Origin of the sequence: Microbacterium terrisoli, from assembly GCF_030866805.1 — a bacterium.
GTDB lineage: Bacteria > Actinomycetota > Actinomycetes > Actinomycetales > Microbacteriaceae > Microbacterium > Microbacterium terrisoli.
In genome coordinates this window covers 2,435,372-2,453,138 of the sequence record NZ_CP133019.1, presented here as the reverse complement: position 1 = coordinate 2,453,138, position 17,767 = coordinate 2,435,372, and the positions used below count along the sequence as shown (strand labels likewise).

General features: G+C 70.4%; 14 protein-coding genes. 7 read left to right on the top strand and 7 right to left on the bottom strand.

Going from position 1 to position 17,767, the window contains the following annotated elements:
* The first annotated feature begins 31 nt into the window (after positions 1–31).
* From dxr to QU603_RS11005, 3 genes are all read left to right on the top strand, one after another.
* Positions 32–1,114 (top strand): 1-deoxy-D-xylulose-5-phosphate reductoisomerase, encoded by a 1,083-nt coding sequence (gene dxr / locus QU603_RS11015; protein ID WP_308491436.1) that lies wholly within the window; start codon positions 32–34, stop codon positions 1,112–1,114.
* Between the two features lie 90 nt (positions 1,115–1,204).
* Entirely contained in the window at positions 1,205–2,653 is a 1,449-nt protein-coding gene (locus tag QU603_RS11010; protein ID WP_308491435.1) for a basic amino acid/polyamine antiporter, read from the top strand.
* A gap of 35 nt (positions 2,654–2,688) precedes the next feature.
* Positions 2,689–3,936 carry an arginine deiminase gene (locus QU603_RS11005; RefSeq protein ID WP_308491434.1) on the top strand — a complete coding sequence of 416 codons (1,248 nt, stop codon included), beginning with the start codon at positions 2,689–2,691 and terminating at the stop codon, positions 3,934–3,936.
* Between the two features lie 4 nt (positions 3,937–3,940).
* On the opposite strand, the gene QU603_RS11000 is transcribed toward QU603_RS11005, so the two are convergent.
* From QU603_RS11000 to QU603_RS10990, 3 genes are all read right to left on the bottom strand, one after another.
* Positions 3,941–5,593, bottom strand: a complete 1,653-nt coding sequence (locus QU603_RS11000; protein ID WP_308491433.1) for a Mur ligase family protein — start codon at positions 5,591–5,593, stop codon at positions 3,941–3,943.
* Positions 5,594–5,714: 121 nt separating this feature from the next.
* Positions 5,715–6,428 carry a DUF1775 domain-containing protein gene (locus QU603_RS10995; RefSeq protein WP_308491432.1) on the bottom strand — a complete coding sequence of 238 codons (714 nt, stop codon included), beginning with the start codon at positions 6,426–6,428 and terminating at the stop codon, positions 5,715–5,717.
* Positions 6,429–6,536: 108 nt separating this feature from the next.
* Positions 6,537–7,121 carry a hypothetical protein gene (locus QU603_RS10990; protein ID WP_308491431.1) on the bottom strand — a complete coding sequence of 195 codons (585 nt, stop codon included), beginning with the start codon at positions 7,119–7,121 and terminating at the stop codon, positions 6,537–6,539.
* Positions 7,122–7,187: 66 nt separating this feature from the next.
* On the opposite strand from QU603_RS10990, the gene QU603_RS10985 reads away from it, so the two are divergent.
* Positions 7,188–8,465, top strand: coding sequence for a M50 family metallopeptidase (locus QU603_RS10985; protein WP_308491430.1), 1,278 nt, complete (start codon positions 7,188–7,190; stop codon positions 8,463–8,465).
* Positions 8,466–8,482: 17 nt separating this feature from the next.
* Here the strand turns inward: QU603_RS10985 and QU603_RS10980 are convergent, their stop codons facing one another.
* Entirely contained in the window at positions 8,483–10,432 is a 1,950-nt protein-coding gene (locus tag QU603_RS10980; protein ID WP_308491429.1) for an anthranilate synthase family protein, read from the bottom strand.
* Between the two features lie 250 nt (positions 10,433–10,682).
* Here QU603_RS10980 and ispG point away from each other — a divergent pair, with 250 nt between their 5' ends.
* Positions 10,683–11,813 (top strand): flavodoxin-dependent (E)-4-hydroxy-3-methylbut-2-enyl-diphosphate synthase, encoded by a 1,131-nt coding sequence (gene ispG / locus QU603_RS10975; protein WP_308494001.1) that lies wholly within the window; start codon positions 10,683–10,685, stop codon positions 11,811–11,813.
* A 12-nt stretch (positions 11,814–11,825) separates the two neighbouring features.
* On the opposite strand, the gene QU603_RS10970 is transcribed toward ispG, so the two are convergent.
* Positions 11,826–12,254: a VOC family protein gene (locus tag QU603_RS10970; protein ID WP_308491428.1), complete on the bottom strand. Its 429-nt coding sequence runs from the start codon at positions 12,252–12,254 to the stop codon at positions 11,826–11,828.
* 102 nt (positions 12,255–12,356) lie between these two features.
* On the opposite strand from QU603_RS10970, the gene QU603_RS10965 reads away from it, so the two are divergent.
* Complete coding sequence (locus tag QU603_RS10965) at positions 12,357–13,226, top strand: alanyl-tRNA editing protein (RefSeq protein ID WP_308491427.1); 870 nt, start codon at positions 12,357–12,359, stop codon at positions 13,224–13,226.
* A gap of 270 nt (positions 13,227–13,496) precedes the next feature.
* On the opposite strand, the gene QU603_RS10960 is transcribed toward QU603_RS10965, so the two are convergent.
* Both QU603_RS10960 and QU603_RS10955 read right to left on the bottom strand, forming a co-directional pair.
* Positions 13,497–14,390 carry an aminoglycoside phosphotransferase family protein gene (locus QU603_RS10960; RefSeq protein ID WP_308491426.1) on the bottom strand — a complete coding sequence of 298 codons (894 nt, stop codon included), beginning with the start codon at positions 14,388–14,390 and terminating at the stop codon, positions 13,497–13,499.
* 90 nt (positions 14,391–14,480) lie between these two features.
* Positions 14,481–15,929 carry an RNB domain-containing ribonuclease gene (locus QU603_RS10955; RefSeq protein WP_308491425.1) on the bottom strand — a complete coding sequence of 483 codons (1,449 nt, stop codon included), beginning with the start codon at positions 15,927–15,929 and terminating at the stop codon, positions 14,481–14,483.
* 69 nt (positions 15,930–15,998) lie between these two features.
* Here QU603_RS10955 and QU603_RS10950 point away from each other — a divergent pair, with 69 nt between their 5' ends.
* Positions 15,999–17,759 (top strand): proline--tRNA ligase, encoded by a 1,761-nt coding sequence (locus QU603_RS10950; protein ID WP_308491424.1) that lies wholly within the window; start codon positions 15,999–16,001, stop codon positions 17,757–17,759.
* Positions 17,760–17,767 lie beyond the last annotated feature (8 nt).

The following is a 17,767-nucleotide window of genomic DNA, read 5'->3' as shown; positions in this document are numbered from 1 at the left end:
CGGTCACACGGGCGGTGACTAGGCTGACGGCATGCGGCGCGTCGTGATCCTCGGGTCCACAGGTTCGATCGGCACTCAGGCGCTGGACGTGATCCGCGCCAACCCCGGGCGCTTCGAGGTCGTGGGCCTGGCCGCCGGGCGCGATCGGGATGCGGTGGCAGCTCAGGCTGCGGAGTTCGGCGTGGAGCACACCGCCCTGGGTGCGACCGAGGCCGAGCAGCTGGTGCGCGATGTCGAGGCCGATGTCGTGCTCAACGGCATCACCGGCTCGGTGGGACTGGGCCCGACGCTGGCCGCGCTCGAAGCGGGCCGGACGCTGGCCCTGGCCAATAAGGAGTCCCTGATCGTCGGCGGCGAGCTCGTCTCGCGGGCGGCTGCGCCGGGGCAGATCGTCCCGGTGGACTCCGAGCACTCGGCCATAGCGCAGGCGCTGCGGGCCGGGGAGCGGGGGGAGGTGCGCAGGATCGTCCTGACGGCTTCGGGCGGGCCGTTCCGCGGCAGAGACGCCGGATCTTTGCACGATGTCACGCCGGAGGATGCGCTGGCGCACCCCACATGGAAGATGGGACGCGTGGTCACGACGAATTCGGCCACGCTCGTGAACAAGGGACTCGAGGTGATCGAGGCGCACCTGCTCTTCGACGTGCCGTACGACCGGATCGACGTCGTCGTTCACCCGCAGTCGATCGTGCACTCGATGGTCGAGTTCGTCGACGGGTCCACGATCGCCCAGGCTTCGCCCCCCGACATGCGCCTGCCGATCTCGCTGGGGCTGGAGTGGCCGCGCCGGGTGGCCGGCGTCGGGCGACCCCTGGACTGGACCACCGCGACGGCGTGGACCTTCGAGCCGCTCGACGGCGACGCCTTTCCCGCCGTGGCGCTGGCCAAGCGGGTGGGGCAGGCCGGGGGCACCTACCCGGCGGTGTACAACGCGGCCAATGAGCAGGCCGTCGACGCGTTCCACGACTCTCGCCTGCCGTTCCCCGGCATCGTCGAGACGATCCGCAGCGTGGTCGATGCGCACGAGGCTCCCCACGGGCTGACGCTGCCGGCTCTGGCAGAGGCCGAACGCTGGGCCCGTGCCGAAGCAGACCGCGTGATCGCAGCACGGTGACGCCGCGATCCGCCGCCCTTGTGCGCGGATGGACGCGACGATAGCCTCGAGCATCGGTTGTCGCGAGCGCGGCACGGGAAGGGTCAGTCGATGACTCAGACGACGTCCGACACGACCGCAGCGCACAAGCTCAGCCTCCCGGCGCTGATCGCCATGGTGATCGGCTCGATGGTCGGCGCCGGCGTGTTCACGCTGCCGCAGCGCTTCGCGGTGCAGACCGGCGTCTGGGGCGCGGTGATCGCGTGGGCCATCGCCGGTACCGGCATGCTGATGCTGGCCTTCGTGTTCCAGAGCCTGGCGGTGCGCAAGCCGCAGCTGGACAACGGGGTCTACGTCTACGCGAAGACCGGGTTCGGCGTCTATCCCGGGTTTCTGTCGGCGATCGGATTCTGGGCCAGCGCCTGCGCCGGCAACACGTTCTACTGGGTGCTGATCACCTCCACGCTCGGACCGGTGGTCCCCGCATTCGGAGACGGCGACACGATCTGGGCGATCCTCGTCTCGTCGGCGGGCATCTGGGCGTTCTATCTGCTGATCATGCGCGGAGTGAAAGAGGCGGCGGCGATCAACACGATCGTCACGATCGCCAAGCTCGTGCCGCTGCTGCTGTTCCTGGTCGTGGTGATCGTGGTGTTCAAGCCCGACGTCTTCGTGGCGAACCTCACCGGCGGCTACGACACGGGTGGCGACAGCCTCTTCTCACAGGTCAGCGGCACGATGCTGGTCACGGTGTTCGTCTTCCTCGGCATCGAGGGGGCGAGCGTGTACTCCCGCTACGCGAAGAAGCGCACCGACGTCGGCCGGGCCACCGTCCTCGGATTCGTATCGGTGCTGGCGCTGTTCGCCCTGATCACGATCATCTCGTACGGCATCCTCCCCAAGGACGAGATCGCGAAGCTCCGTCAGCCGTCGGTCGGCAGCGTCTTGGAGGCGGCCGTCGGCCCCTGGGGTGCCTGGTTCATCAGCGCGGGTCTGATCATCTCGGTGCTCGGGGCGTACCTGGCCTGGTCGCTGATGGCCGCGGAAGTGCTGTTCGCCGCGGCGTCCGACAAGGACCTGCCGCGGTTCCTGGCGAAGACGACGGCCAAGAAGGTGCCGGGCAACGCGCTGCTGCTGACCACGCTGATGATCCAGGCGCTGCTGGTGATCGTCTACTTCGCCAGCGGTGCACTGGACTTCATGCTGGACCTCACGGCAGCCCTGGCCCTCGCGCCGTTCGCACTGGTGGGCATGTATGCCCTGAAGATCGCGACCACCCGCGACGGCTACGACGGTGTCAGCGAGGAGGTCCGGCGTCGTGAGATCGTCGTGGCGGTCCTGACCGTGGTCTACACGCTCTTCCTCGTCTACGCCGCCGGCCTCGGATTCTCGCTGCTGGCCTGCATCCTGCTGGCCCCGGCGACGATCCTGTATGGCGTGGCCCGCCGCGAGCAGAGGGGCCGCCTGTTCACGGTGCCCGGGTGGATCGTGTTCGCGCTCCTCATCATCGGCGCGATCGCCGGCATCGTCGGCCTCGCCGACGGCTGGATCTCGATCTGAGGCCGGCCCCCGCCGACCACAACGAAGGGAACAACATGACCAGCGTCGCCGATTACGGTGTGCACTCTGAGGTCGGACAGCTGCGCAAAGTGCTCGTGTGCCGTCCGGGACTCGCACACCACCGGCTGACCCCGACGAACGCCGATTCGCTGCTGTTCGACGATGTGCTGTGGGTCGAGAACGCCCAGCGCGACCACGACGCATTCGTGGCGAGCCTGCGCGGCAACGGCGTCGAGGTCGTCGAACTGCACGAGCTGCTGGCCGAGACGATGGCACTCGCCGAGGCGCGCGCCTGGCTGCTGGACCGCAAGATCACCTCGAACGAGGTGGGTCTGGGGCTGGTCGACACCACACGGGCGTTCCTCGAGCAGCTGGCACCCGCCGATCTCGCCCGGTATCTGGTCGGCGGGCTGTCCACCGCCGATCTGCCCGACCCCGACCGCAGCGGCTACCTGGCTCTGGCGCGCGAGTCCACAGGTGCGCGGGAGTACCTCATGCCGCCGCTGCCGAACACGCTGTACACCCGGGACACGACCTGCTGGCTGTACGGGGGCGTCACGCTCAACCCGCTGTACTGGCCGGCACGGCACGATGAGACGCTGCTGATGAAGGCGATCTACCTGTTCCACCCCGACTTCGCCGGGTCCACCGTGTGGTGGGGCGATCCCGAGAAGGACTGGGGCCAGTCGACGTTCGAGGGCGGCGATATCATGCCCGTCGGCAACGGCGCCGTGCTCATGGGCATGAGCGAGCGCACCTCGCGCCAGGCCATCACGCAGGTTGCGGCATCCCTGTTCGAGAAGGGAGCGGCTGACAGCGTCATCGTCGCCGGCATGCCCAAGCTGCGCTCGGCCATGCACCTGGATACCGTGTTCACCTTCGTCGATCGCGACATGGTGACGCTGTACCCGCACATCATGGGCGAGGTGCACGCATTCACGCTGCGTCCGGGCGCGGGCTCCGCGTCGGTGCACGTCACCGATGAAGGTGACGCGAAGTTCACCGACGTCGTCGCGAAAGCGCTGAAGCTGCCGTCGCTGAGGGTGCTGGAGACGGCGGGCGATGTGTACGAGTCCGAGCGCCAGCAGTGGGACAGCGGCAACAACGCCGTCGCTCTGCGCCCGGGCGTGGTCTACACGTACGACCGCAACACCAAGACGAACGATCTGCTGAGCAGGGCCGGTGTCGAGGTGCTGCCGATCGTGGGGGCCGAACTCGGCCGCGGGCGCGGCGGCGGCCACTGCATGACGTGCCCGATCATCCGCGACGCCGTCGACTACTGAGCGGTCAGGCGGGGCGCTCCGGGTCGGATGCCGGGGTGCTGTCGGTCGGGTAGGGCACGGGCCACACCGGCTCGGGCACGGGCCAGCCCGCGTCGCGCAGCGCACGGCGGGCGAGCTCGCGCGCCGAGTAGGGGGCGCGGCGTCCGCGGATGTCGCGGTAGTCCTGGTGTCCGGGCCCCGCCCACAGGATCGCGTCGCCGTCGCCGACCAGGGCCACCGCCTCGCGGATCGCGCGCTCGGGCGGCGTGAACTCGAGGATCGTGGCATCCGGCCGCGTAAGCCGCGCGCCCTCGACCAGTGTCGCGCGGATCGCGTCGGGGTCTTCGAACCGCGGGTGGTGGTCGGTGACGACCAGGATGTCGCTGCCCTCCACCGCGGTGCGGCTCATGTCGAACCGCTTGGTGGCGTCGCGGTCGCCGTCCGCGCCGAAGAGCATGACGACCTTGCCGTCGGTGACGTGACGCACCGCGGCCAGCGTCTTCTCGAACGCGTCGGGTGAGTGGCCGAAGTCGACGTAGACCGCAGGCCCCGTCGGCCCCGAGACCAGCTGGGTGCGTCCGGGCAGGTACGCCTGGATGCGTGCGCCGTCCAAGGCCTGCACCAGGGCCTCCCACGCGTAGCCGCTCTCGAGGATCATGACGATGGCCAGTCCCGCGTTCGCTGCCATGTGGCGCCCGATCGTGGGCACCACCGTGGTCAGCGTGCGCCCGTCGCGATGGCGCAGCGTGAACGTGGTGCCGTCCTGGCGCTCCTGGAGGATCTCGACGGTCCAGTCCGCTTCCGCGTCGGGGTCGGCGGCGATCGCGGGGGTGATCACCGTCGTGACGGGAACTTCGCTGCGCGCGACCACGTCGGCGCCCGAGGGCGAGTCCAGGCAGACCACCGCGCGGCGGGAGCGGTCGGCGCGGAACAGCGGCACCTTCGCCTCGAAGTACTCATGCATGTCGGCGTAGTCGTCGAGGTGGTCGTGCGACAGGTTCGTGAATCCTGCCACGTCGAACATCAGGCCGTCCACCCGGTGGCGGCTCAGCGCCTGTGCGCTGACTTCGACGGCGACGGCCTGCACTCCCCGTTCGCGCATCAGCGCGAGCAGCGCGTGGAACTCGGATGCCTCCGGCGTCGTCAGCCGCGAGACGATCACTTCGCCGGCGATGTGCCGCTCGGCCGTCGATGACAGGCCGGTGACCACTCCGAGCTGCCCGAGGATCCCTTCGAGCAGATGCGACACGCTCGTCTTGCCGTTCGTGCCGGTCGTGCCGAACAGCAGCGGCAGGTCATCGTGCGCGCCCGTGCCGTAGACCCACGCCGACAATTCGCCCAGCACCGCGCGGGGGTCGTCGACCACGACGAGGGGAAGAGCGCAGGATGCCGCCAGCTCGGCGCCGCGCGCATCGGTGACGACCGCGACTGCTCCCTGGTCTGCCGCGGTTGCGGCGAACTCTGCGCCGTGGCGGTTCACGCCCTGGATCGCGACGAAGGCCTCGCCGGCGCGCAGGTCGGCGGTGGCCAGCGTGATGCCGGTGAGGGTCACCCCGTCGGCGTCACCGCGCACCCGGCCGTCGAAACGGGCGGCGAGGTCGGAGAGGGAGCGGATGGGCGGGTGCTCCGGCCGCAGAACGGGGGGCAGGTTGGCGGGAGCGGAATCAACGCTGGTCATGGCGCATCCATCATCTCATTCGCGGGAGCACGTCCACGCCGTACCGCGGCCTTCGCGCAAGGCAGGGGCGGTACGGCATGGGGTGCGTTCTGCTCGGCGTCTGCGACCCGGCGACGGCGTTTCAGTGCGTGCGACGACGGGTGGTGCCCGCGATCGCCACGATCAGAGCCGCGACGCCGGCGGCCAGGCCTCCGGCGCCGAGCCAGCGCGCGAGGGTGTCGGACGACGCCTGGGCCTGGTCGGACGATGCCTCGGGCTGGGCCGGCGATGCCTGAGCATCAGCCGGTGCGTCGGCAGCGGCATCCGAGTCCCCGGCGTCCGCGGCTGGTGCCGCAGGCCCCACCGTCACCTCCGGGGCAGGGGTGTCGAGGTCTTCGGCGCTCTGCCCTTGCCGGGGGATCTGGGTCCACGACGTGGAGCCCTTCACACAGGTCTGCTCGACCGGGAATGCGATGGTCTTGCCCTCGGCCGACGAGTCGATCAGCGCGTCCAGGCCCACCGATGCCGACACACCCGACTCGATGGGCGTGTCGGCGGTGAAGGTCACCGCCGCCAGGGTCTTGTCGGCGCGCAGCGTGCGCTGGATGCTCCAGCCGCCGGAGTACACGGGCGTCGCGTTGCCGACGCTGTCGGGGATCGTGATCTTCAGTGCCGTGGTGGGCGAGTCGTCACAGCCGTGGTGGAACGTGAAGGTCAGGGGTGTCGTGCCGCCGGCGGCGGCGGTGTCGGGGCCGACTTCGACGTGCGCCGAAGCGGCCAGCGGAACGGCGAGGGCCAGCAGGATGCCGGCGGAGGCGCCGGCGAGGATTCGGGTGCGGCGGGAGATACGGGTCATGAACAGTTCTTTCGTGTCTTTCGTGTCGATGGGGCGCGGGTGCGCCGAAGGCGTGCGCGGGCGCACGAGAGGCGCCCGGCGCTGCGCCGGGTGACGATGAGGGCGGGATCAGGCGATGACCGGTGGGCCCCGCCGTGACACGACCACGGCCAGGCGATGCGCGATCGGTGCGATGTGGGCGAACACCCCGCGTGCGGGGCGGCCGACGTGCAGGCGTGGCAGTTCGCCGCCCACGGCGGGCAGCAGACGCCGGATGCCGCGGCCCAGGGCTCGCAGCATCCTCTCTCCGCGCAGCAGCAGCACCAGGGTGACCAGCGCCGCCAGCGCGTGGGTGGCGATCATCGGCCACGACATCGCATGATCGGCGGCGTGGGCCACCATCATCGTCGGTGCCGCGTGCATCGCGTGGTGCCCGCTCAGCGGTGCATAGACGACGGCGGAGGGATCGGCGAACAAGACGAACGTCGTGTGGAACACGAGCTGCGCGGCTGTCACCGCGGCCGCGGTCCGCACGCGGGAGAGGCGTCGGCCGATGAGAAGCACGGCCGGCGGCGCGCTGAGGATCGCCGCGATCGCGACCAGCCCGACGGAGGGGGCGCCGGCGCCGGCGAGAGTGTGGGCGGTGGCCGCCAGCAGCGTCGTGATGCCGGATGCCGCGACCCCGCGCAGAGCGCGCAGCTGTCGTGCGGTCATCTGATCCACACCTTCAGCCTAGGCGGTGTCGGCGGTTTCAAAGGCCGTGGCCGGTACCGTTGAGGAGTGACCATCCTTGCCTTCGTCATCGGCATCGCCCTCATGGTGGTGGGCCTTGCCGTCTCGATCGCGCTGCACGAGATCGGCCACCTCCTGCCGGCCAAGAAGTTCGGCGTGCGCGTCGGTCAGTACATGGTCGGTTTCGGTCCCACGCTGTGGTCCCGGCGCAAGGGCGAGACCGAGTACGGCGTCAAGGCCTTCCCGCTCGGCGGCTACATCTCGATGGCCGGGATGTACCCTCCCTCGCCGAAAGAGGCCGCTCGAGGCGGTCGTGCCGGCGGCGGTTTCTTCGCCACGATGGTGCAGGACGCGCGGGCCGCCAACGACGAGACGCTGCAGGGCGACGAAGACTCCCGCGTCTTCTACCGGCTGCCGGTCTACAAGCGCGTCATCGTCATGCTCGGCGGCCCCGTCATGAACCTGCTGCTGGCGGTCGTGCTGTTCACCATCGCGCTCAGCGGCATCGGCGTGCAGACGGCGACCACGACCATCGCGCAGGTCAGCGCCTGCGTCCCGGCCTCCGCGACGTCGACCGCGTGCACCTCGTCTGACCCGGCATCCCCCGCCGGCACCGCCGGATTCGAGCCCGGCGACACCATCGAGTCGGTCGGCGGCACTCCCGTGTCGACGTTCGCCGAGGCATCGCAGATCATCCAGCGCTCGCCGGGAACGTCGCTGCAGGTCGTGGTGCAGCGCGATGGACAGGACGTCACGCTCACCCTGACGCCGGTCGCGCGCGAGGTCGACGGCAAGCAGATCGGATTCGCCGGCGTCACCTCGCAGCTGGACTACGTGCATCAGCCGATCTGGACCGGCGTGCAGACCACGCTCCAGAACGTGGGCGCGGTCGCCGAGATCATCGTGCAGCTGCCGCAGAAGCTCTACGGCGTCGTGCACTCGATGGTCACCGGCCAGCAGCGCGACCCGAACAGCCCCCTGTCACCGGTCGGCGTCGGAGTGCTCGCGGGCGAGGCCGCCTCCTCGTCGGCGCCGATTCTGGACCGCGTCTCGTTCTTCCTGATCCTGCTGGCCTCGCTGAACGTCTCGCTGTTCGTGTTCAACCTGGTGCCGCTGCTGCCGCTGGACGGCGGACATGTGGCCGTGGCGCTGTGGGACGGGATCAAGCGCGCCTGGTCGAAGCTGTTCCGCAGGCCGCCGCCCAAGCCGGTGGATGCCACCAGGCTCGTGCCCGTCACGTTCGTGGTGGTCGTACTGCTGGGCGTGATGGGCGTGATCCTCGTGCTGGCCGACCTGATCAATCCGATCACGCTGACAGGCGGGTAGCAGGCCTCCGGCCGCACTCAGCTCCGGCCGCGCCCGTTCAGCGCGTGTGCGCACAGGCGCTCGAGCGTGTGCAGTCCGTCGCGCGAGAGGATCGATTCGAGGTGGCCCTGCACCGAGGCGAACGCGGGACCGCGCAGCGCGTAGACGGCGCCTGCGGCGTCGGCGGCGACCTCGGCCTCGCCGACCTGCGTGGTGCCCGGCGCGACACGCGCGGTGAACGTGTTGTAGAAGCCGATCGACGCGTCCTGCCCGAAGATGTCGACGGTCTTCTGCAGACCCTGATACGGCTGCGGGAGCGGCTCGAGCGGGATTCCCAGCCCTTCGGCGAGGATCTGATGGCTCAGGCACACCGCCAGAAGCGGCATCCCCCTCGTGCGGCGCCGGGCGACCACCTCGTGCATGCGGCGGATGCGTGCGCTGGATGCGTCCCGTGGGTCACCCGGTCCGGGACCGGCGACGACCAGGTCCACCGCCATCGTGTCGGCGTCGGTGACGCCGTCCCAGGCGGCGATGCGCACCTCGAGCCCGAGATGGCGCAGCTGGTGCGCGAGCATCGCCGTGAACCTGTCTTCGGCGTCGACGACAAGGGCCGTGCGCCCGGTGAACGGCGCATCGTCGCCGGGGCCCTGCGGATTCAGCCAGAACGGGGCCAGTCGTGCGTTGCGCGAGGCCAGCAGCGCCGCGATGGCGGGGTCGTCGGCCAGCGGCAGAGGCTCGGCCGGCGCGTCGGAATCGGCGGCTTCGGCCCGACGGTCGCGCTCCACGGCGCCGATCGCTCCGAGCACACCGGCCGCCTTGCCGTGCGTCTCGCTGACTTCGCCGTAGGGGTCGGAATGGCGCACCAGCGTGGCGCCCACCGGCACCCGCAGCCGCCCGTCTTCGAGGTAGGCCGTGCGGATGAGGATCGGCGCGTCCAGATCATGGGTGGGATCGTCGGCGGCGAGGGTCTCGCGCGGCGTGAACAGCGCCACCACGCCCGAGTAGTAGCCGCGCGGGGCGCGCTCGTGCCGCGTGATGACGGTGCACGCGTTCTGCATGGGCGAGCCGGTCACGGTGGGCGCGAACATGGTCTCGCGCAGGATGTCGCGAGGATCCAGGCGGCTGCGCCCGCGCAGCACGTACTCGGTGTGGGTCAGCCGCGACATCTCCTTCAGGTGCGGCCCGGTGATCCGTCCGCCGTCGGAGCAGACGGCACTCATCATCTTGAGCTCCTCGTCGACCACCATGAACAGCTCTTCGGTCTCCTTCGTCGAGCCGAGGAACGTGCTCAGGGTCTGGACCGTGGCGCCGCCGTCGGGGTGGCGGAACGTGCCCGAGATCGGGTTCATGGTCACCACGCCGTCACGGGCCACCACGTGGGCTTCGGGGCTGGCGCCGACGGCGATGTGACCCGGCGTGGCCACCAGGAACGTCCAGTACGCGCCGCGCTCGTGTTCGAGCAGGGCCCGGAACCACGTGAGGCCGGCGGTGAGGGGATCGCCCTCCACGCCGGCGGTGAAGTCGCGGCGGATAACGAAGTTCGCGCCCTCGCCACGGCCGATCTCATCGGCGATGACGGTGCGCACGATGTCGGCGTAGTCCTCATCGGAGATGTCGAAGCCCGCGTCGTGCAATGAGACCGTCGCCGCAGGCAGCGCGGCGACGACGGCGACACGGGGCAGGACCGTGTGTTCGTCGATGACGAGGCAGCGCAGCGGCGCACCGTCGTCGTGGCATGCGAAGCCGCGTTCGCGCACTTGTCGGAACGGGACCAGCGCGAGCACCTCGCGCGAGCTGCCCGCGGCATCCTGCAACGGGATCTCGGCCAGCAGGTCGACGTCGACGATCTCGCCGGTGAGCACCTCGACGGTGCCGGCATCGCGGGCCAGCAGCGCGAACGGGCGGTCCTGCGTGCGCAGAGCCTCCAGGAGGGGCGCCGGATCGGGAGAGTGGGAAGCTGCCGAGCCGGACGCAGAACGCAGAGCCATTGCAGGCCTTTCGGGTATGTGCGGGCGGGCCTCAGACACGAAGACCGCCTCGAAGGGCGGTCTGTGGGAACGTACGCGAACACACCGCCTCAGCGGGTGGGCCACCAGGAGGAGTTCGTGAACATGGGGCGAAACTACCACACCGGGCGAGAGCCGTCGCACCGTGTGACTGGTCCGTGTGCGCCGTGATCGCACCGGGCGACCAGCGTCGAGTCGTAGGCTGATCGGCATGCCAGCAGTCAATCTCGGGATGCCGCGGGTGCCCACCGTGCTCTCTCCACGCCGCAAGAGCCGGCAGATCCGCGTGGGCACGGCGCTGGTCGGCGGCGATGCGCCCATCACCGTGCAGTCGATGACGACCACCCCGACCACCGACATCAACGCGACGCTGCAGCAGATCGCCGAGCTCACGGCCACCGGCTGTGACATCGTGCGGGTCGCCGTACCCAGCCAGGACGATGCCGACGCGCTGCCGATCATCGCGCGAAAGAGCCAGATCCCGGTGATCGCCGACATCCACTTCCAGCCGCGGTACGTGTTCGCCGCGATCGACGCCGGCTGCGGGGCGGTGCGGGTCAACCCCGGCAACATCCGTCAGTTCGACGACAAAGTCGGCGAGATCGCGAAGGCCGCCTCGGCGGCCGGGGTGTCGCTGCGCATCGGCGTGAACGCCGGATCGCTCGACAAGCGGCTGATGGAGAAGTACGGCAGCGCGACCCCCGAGGCGCTCGTGGACAGCGCCGTCTGGGAGGCATCCCTGTTCGAGGAGCACGACTTCCACGACTTCAAGATCTCGGTCAAGCACCACGACCCGGTCACGATGGTCAAGGCCTACCGGCTGCTGGCCGAGCGCGGCGACTGGCCGCTGCACCTCGGGGTGACCGAAGCGGGCCCCGCGCTGCAGGGAACGGTGAAGTCGGCAACGGCCTTCGGCATCCTGCTGAGCGAGGGCATCGGCGACACCATCCGGGTGTCGCTGTCGGCCCCGCCGGTCGAAGAGGTCAAGGTGGGGCTGCAGATCTTGCAGTCGCTGGGACTGCGCGAGCGCACGTTGGAGATCGTGTCGTGCCCGTCGTGCGGGCGGGCGCAGGTCGACGTGTATTCGCTGGCCGAGTCGGTCACCGAAGGCCTCAAGGACCTCACGGTGCCGCTGCGCGTCGCGGTGATGGGCTGCGTCGTGAACGGACCGGGCGAGGCGCGCGAGGCCGACCTGGGCGTGGCATCCGGCAACGGCAAGGGTCAGATCTTCGTCAAGGGTCAGGTCATCAAGACGGTGCCCGAGTCCGAGATCGTGGCGACACTGATCGCCGAGGCCGAGCGGATCGCCGCCGAGGCGGGACCGGATGCCGCGATCGGAACTGCACAGGTGATCACCCGCTGAGACGTGGAGTGATCACTGCAGGCAGAACTCGTTGCCCTCCGGATCCTGCATCTGGAAGTAGTACTCGGGCCACGGCCCCCACTGCTGGTCGATGACCCGCACGACCTTCGCGCCCAGCGCGACCAGGCGGTCTCTCTCGGCCTCCAGCTGCTCGCGGTCGTCACCGTCGCCGGTGCGCGGAGCGTTGATGTCCAGATGCAGCCGATTGCGGCCGGCCTTCCGTTCGTCGGCGTGGTGGAAGAACAGACGCGGCCCCTTGTGCTCGGGGTCTTCGGCGAGCCCTCGTGCATTGAGGTCGGCCTCGGTGAGGCCGGAGGCGAGCAGCTGCGAACGCAGCGGCTCGTCCCACTCCGTGTGCGGATAGCCGAACACGTCGGACCAGAAATGGGACAGGGCCCGGGGGTCGTCGGCGTAGAACGTGATGTTTCCCAAGGTGGCCATGCGTCCTCCTGTGTGACTTGCCTGCCTGCACGATAGGGGCGGGCTCCGACATCCCCTCTTCTCGCCGTTGATAGCCTGTGATGCGGCAGTCGAAGGAGGCCCATGTCGGCGACGGTGGTGACGTTCCCGCGCGGAGCGGTGACGGGTGAAAGTGCTGTGGTGCGCGTGGGAGAGGATGCCGGGGGCGCGGTCGTGATCCTCGATGCGACCCCGTTCCACCCGGTCGACCACACCTGGCCCGACCAGCCGGGCGACGCGGGCGTGCTGCGCTCGCCCAGCGGCGGCGGTGCCGAGGTGCGCGTGGTGGAGGCCGTGATGGCGGCAACCGATGCCGAGGGTGCTCTGTTCGTGGGCACCGACATCCCCGTCAAGCGCGGCACCGAGGGCTGGACCTGGCTGGTCGCGCACCGGCTTGACACCGACGCGCCGGCGTGGCTGGTTCCGGGGACGGCGGTCACCGCCGAAGTGGATGCCGCACGCCGCGCGGCGCTGAGCCGCGGGCACACCGCGTGCCACCTGGCATCCCTCGCCCTCGACCTGTCGCTCGCCGACCTGTGGCGCAAGGATCCCGGCGCCGATGCCCTGGGCACCCCGGATTTCGAAGGCCGGGCGAACCAGAGCAGTCGAATCCACGAAGACGGCGCCGTCGACGACTATCGGCTGGGCAAGAGCCTGCGCAAGGCGGGGTTCGACTCAGCGGCTTTCGCGGAGTCGGTCGCTGCGCGCGAGGCGCGCATCAACGAGCTGCTGGCGGCATGGATCGCCACCGGCGGTGCGGTCGAGGTCGCCGTCGACGGCCCGACGATCATCGACCGTCGACGGTGGGAGTGCGAACTGCCCGAAGGGCACGCGTCGATCCCGTGCGGCGGTACGCATGCGGCGTCGCTGGCCGACTTCGCCTCGATCTCAGTCGCGTTGGATGTCTCGGACCCGCAACTGCTCGTGATGACCACGACCGCCACCCCGCGGTGAGGGAACTTCCGTCGTAGCTCGCGTCGTCGCGCGCCAGTCTCCCGCTGATGCGCCAGGTTTTTCCTGTCGCATCAGCGGGAACCTGTAGCCCTCGAGTGAAACCCTGGCGCACGAGCAGGATGCTGCAGCATGCGGCCGGGCGCGGCCCGCGGTCACGGGGGCACCGCGCGGGTGCGGAAGGGCAGCTCGCGGGTGCGGAGGGCATCTCGCGGGTGCGGAGGGGCATCTCGCGGGTGCGGAGGGGCACCTCGCGGGTGCGTGGGAGGGGGGTCAGGGCGCGTCGAGCACCTGCGCGAGGGTGTGCCGGCCGATCGCGGCCAGCGCTGCGTGGTCGTCGCTGGCCGACAGCATGGATGAGGCCATCCCCGCCGCCCAGGCCCGTGCTCGCAGCCAGGTGGCGGCATCCGCCCCGTCACCGGTGCGAGCCATCGTCGTGTACCGATCGATGAAGGCTGCGCGGCCGCGTGCGGTGAAGGTCATCCACGCCGCCGCCAGATCGGTGGCGGGGTCGCCCGCGGTGACGTCCCCGAAATCGATCAGCGCGGTCAGCGCACCGTCGCGGCACAGCATGTTCAGCGGGTGCGGGTCGCCGTGTATCCACAGCGGCGTGCCGGTGTATGCCGGGGCTGCGGCATCCCGGTCGAAGGCGGCGCGCAGCTCGCCGGCCCGCGCGAATCCGGTCATCCGTGCCCGGATCGCGTCGACCCGCCCGGCAAGCGGCACCCCGCGCACGGGATTCGCGGGTGCGTCGGCGTCCGCCGGCACGTGCAGCGCGGCCAGGGCATCGGCCAGCTGCTCGGCCCACGCGTCGCGCTCGTGCGCAGGCGAGTAGGCCGCCGCCGCACCGTCCCGCCACGGCACCACCGACCACGCCCAGGGATAGAACGGCGTCGGCCGGCCGACCCGCACCGGAACCGGCACGTCGAGCGGCAGCCGCGATGCGAGCCGGGGCAGCACCTGCTGCTCGTGTTCGACCAGTCGTGCGGCCACTGCGCGCCGCGGGATGCGCACGGCGAGGTCGTCGCCCAGGCGGACCATGACGTTGTCCCACCCGTTGGCGGCGATGGTCATCGGCAGCGCCGCCAGATCCGGATGCTGACGTTCGAGCAGGCGCCTCACCAGATCCAGGTCGACGTCGATCTCAGCCTCGGGTATGCGCGCCACCGCATCAGCGTAGTGGGGCGAACACATGCGCGCAGGGGCAGGCGCCGGCCGTCAGCGACAGCGCGCCATCACACAGCAGCACCGCGGCCATCAGGCATGGCTTCCGGCGGGAACCATCACTATCTCGCCGGTCGCGATGTCGGCCCGCTGCAGCTGCACCTCGACCGTCGAGCCGGACCCGGCGTCCAGCCCCGCCACGACGACCGTCACCAGCGGGCCCGACAGCTGCACGCGCATGCCGCCGTTGCGTCGCCCCAGCACCACGCCCGCAAAGCGCTCTCCCTCACGCCCGTGCAGCACGGCGGCCTCGACCCGGTCGATCGACGCGGATTCCAACCGGCCGGCCAGCCCGTTGCTGCGGCCCATGATCTTCGGCAGCTGCGACAGGCTCTCGCGCGCCCACTGCGGGACCTCGTGTCCGTTGGCGGCAGCTTCGCACACGACCAGCGACCACCTGTCCACGAGCCGGCGCAAGGGTGCGGTCGTGTGCGCGTAGGGCGCGGCGATCGCCGACTGGAGCGTGTCGGCGGGCGGGGCGCCGTCGAATGCCGTGTACCCGGCGCCGCGGAACAGCCGGGTCGCGGCATCCCGGATCGCGAGCGTCTTCGCATCCTCTCCGCGCAGGCCGCGCAGGTATTCGCCGTAGCCGACGCCCTCGGGCCACAGGTTTCCCAGCGCCGCCGTCTGCGCCCGGAACGTGGCGACGTCATCGGCGTCGGCGGCGGGCATCGTGCGCAGGATGCCGACCCCGGCATCCAGCATGATCTTGGCCGCCGCCATCCCGGTCAGAAGCGACACCTGCGCGTTCCAGTCCTCGATCGGCAGCGTCGCACGCCGGGTCAGTTCATAATGGCCGTCTGCGACCTCCACCTCGATCTCGGGGGAGTTCAGGCTCGCGCCGCCGCGTTCCTGCTCGCGTTTCGCGCGCTCGTCGCCGAGCCAGGGCAGAGCCGTCAGCGACTCGGGGCCGGACTTCTCATCGACAGCCTTCTGCGCCTCGGCGTAGGTCCACTGTCGTCGCGAACGCACCACTGCGCGGGTCAGCGTCACCTCCACCGGCTCGGCCCGCTCGTCCAGCTCGAAGCGCCAGACGAAGGCGCGTCGGTCCTGATCGGGGAGCAGCGACGCCGCTGCTTCGCTGAGCTCCCGCGGATGCAGGGGGATCGTCCCGTCCACGGCGTACAGGGTCTCGCCGCGCTCGCGGGCCGCGGCATCCACCCGCCCTCCCGGCGAGACGAAGGCCGGCACGTCCGCGATGGCGTAGTGCAGGATGCCGCCGCCCGACGTGCGCTGCAGATGCAGCGCCTGGTCGAGGTCGCGCGCGCCTTCGGGATCGATCGTGAGGAATTCGATGTCGCGCAGATCTGCCAGGTCGTCGGACGGCGCGACCGGGACGTCGCCGGCAGCGGCCTGGGCCTCGTCGGTGACGGCCGGATCGAACTCACCGGGCAGATCGAGCTCGTCGTGCAGGGCGGACAGCGCGGCGGCGAGGGCGTCCCCCGCAGCCGCTGAAACGAGGCGAGGGCGGCGACCGGTCACGACAGTCAGTGTACGGGGGGCGCCGTCACCGGAACGGGGACCGGTTCGGCCCGCCCCTACACTGGTCAGGTGGTCACCCGTCTGTCGAAGTACTTCGTCCGCACGCTCCGTGAAGATCCCGCCGATGCCGAGGTCACGAGCCACAAGCTGCTCGTGCGCGCCGGCTACATCCGCCGTCAGGCGGCCGGCGTCTTCGCGTGGCTGCCGCTGGGCCTGCGCGTGAAGGCGAAGATCGAGCGCGTCATCCGCGAAGAGATGGATGCCGCGGGTGCGCAGGAGGTGCACTTCCCGGCGCTCATGCCCCGCGAGCCCTACCAGGCGACGGGCCGCTGGGACGAGTACGGCGACCTGCTGTTCCGCCTGCAGGACCGCAAGGGCGGCGACTACCTGCTGGCGCCGACCCATGAAGAGGCCTTCACCCTGCTGGTGAAGGACCTGTACTCGTCGTACAAGGACCTGCCGCTGTCGATCTATCAGATCCAGGACAAGTACCGCGACGAGGCGCGCCCGCGCGCCGGCCTGCTGCGCGGACGCGAGTTCACGATGAAGGACGCCTACTCGTTCGACTACACCGACGAGGGGCTGGATGCCTCGTACTTCACGCAGCGCGACGCCTATCAGCGGATCTTCCAACGCCTGGGCCTGGAGTATGTCATCGTCAAGGCCGACGCGGGCGCCATGGGCGGTTCGCGCAGCGAGGAGTTCCTGCACCCGACCGCCGTCGGCGAAGACACTTTCGTGCGCTCGGACGGCGGGTACGCCGCCAACGTCGAGGCGTTCAGCACCGCAGTCCCCGAGCCCGTCGCCTTCGACGCTCTGCCGGCACCGGTGATCTTCGATTCGCCGAACACCCCCACGATCGACACGCTCGTGGCGCACTCCAACGCCGTGCTGGACGGCGAGTACACCGCCGCCGACACCCTGAAGAACGTCGTGCTGGCCCTGACGCACCTGGACGGCACGCGCGAGCTCGTGATCGTCGGCATCCCCGGAGACCGCGACGTGGACGACAAGCGCGCCGAGGTCGCCTTCGCCCCCGCCGCGGTCGAGGCGGCCACTCCCGCGGACTTCGCGAAGCACCCCGACCTGGTCAAGGGCTACATCGGACCCTGGTCGCCGGAGGGCGCCGTGCTCGGCGAGCACGCGACGACCGGAATCCGCTACCTCGTCGACCCGCGCGTGTCAGACGGCACGAGCTGGATCACCGGTGCGAACCTGCACGAGAAGCACGTGCACTCGCTCGTGGCCGGGCGCGACTTCACGCCGGACGGCGTGGTGCAGGTCGCCACGGTGCGCGACGGCGACCCGGCCCCGGACGGATCGGGTCCCGTGCACTTGGCGCGCGGCATGGAGATCGGCCACGTCTTCCAGCTCGGGCGCAAGTACGCCGAGGCGCTGGGGCTGAAGGTGCTCGACGAGAACGGCAAGCTCGTGACCGTCACGATGGGCTCGTACGGCATCGGCGTGACCCGCATCCTCGCGATCATCGCCGAGCTGAACAACGACGCGCGGGGCCTCATCTGGCCCGAGTCGGTCGCACCGTTCGACGTGCACGTGGTGGCCACGGGCAAGGATTCGGTGGCCTTCGAACTGGCCGAGCGGCTGTCGCTGCAGCTCGAGGCGGCAGGACTGGACGTGCTGTACGACGACCGCCCGAAGGTGTCGCCCGGCGTCAAGTTCGGCGACGCCGAGCTGATCGGCGTGCCGTGGGTGCTCGTGGCCGGTCGCGGCGCCGCCGACGGCCAGGTCGAGGTGTGGAACCGCCGTTCCGGCGAGCGCGAGACGGTCGTCGCAGTCGACGCGGTGGCGCACCTGCTCGCCCAGCGCTGATCGCCCGC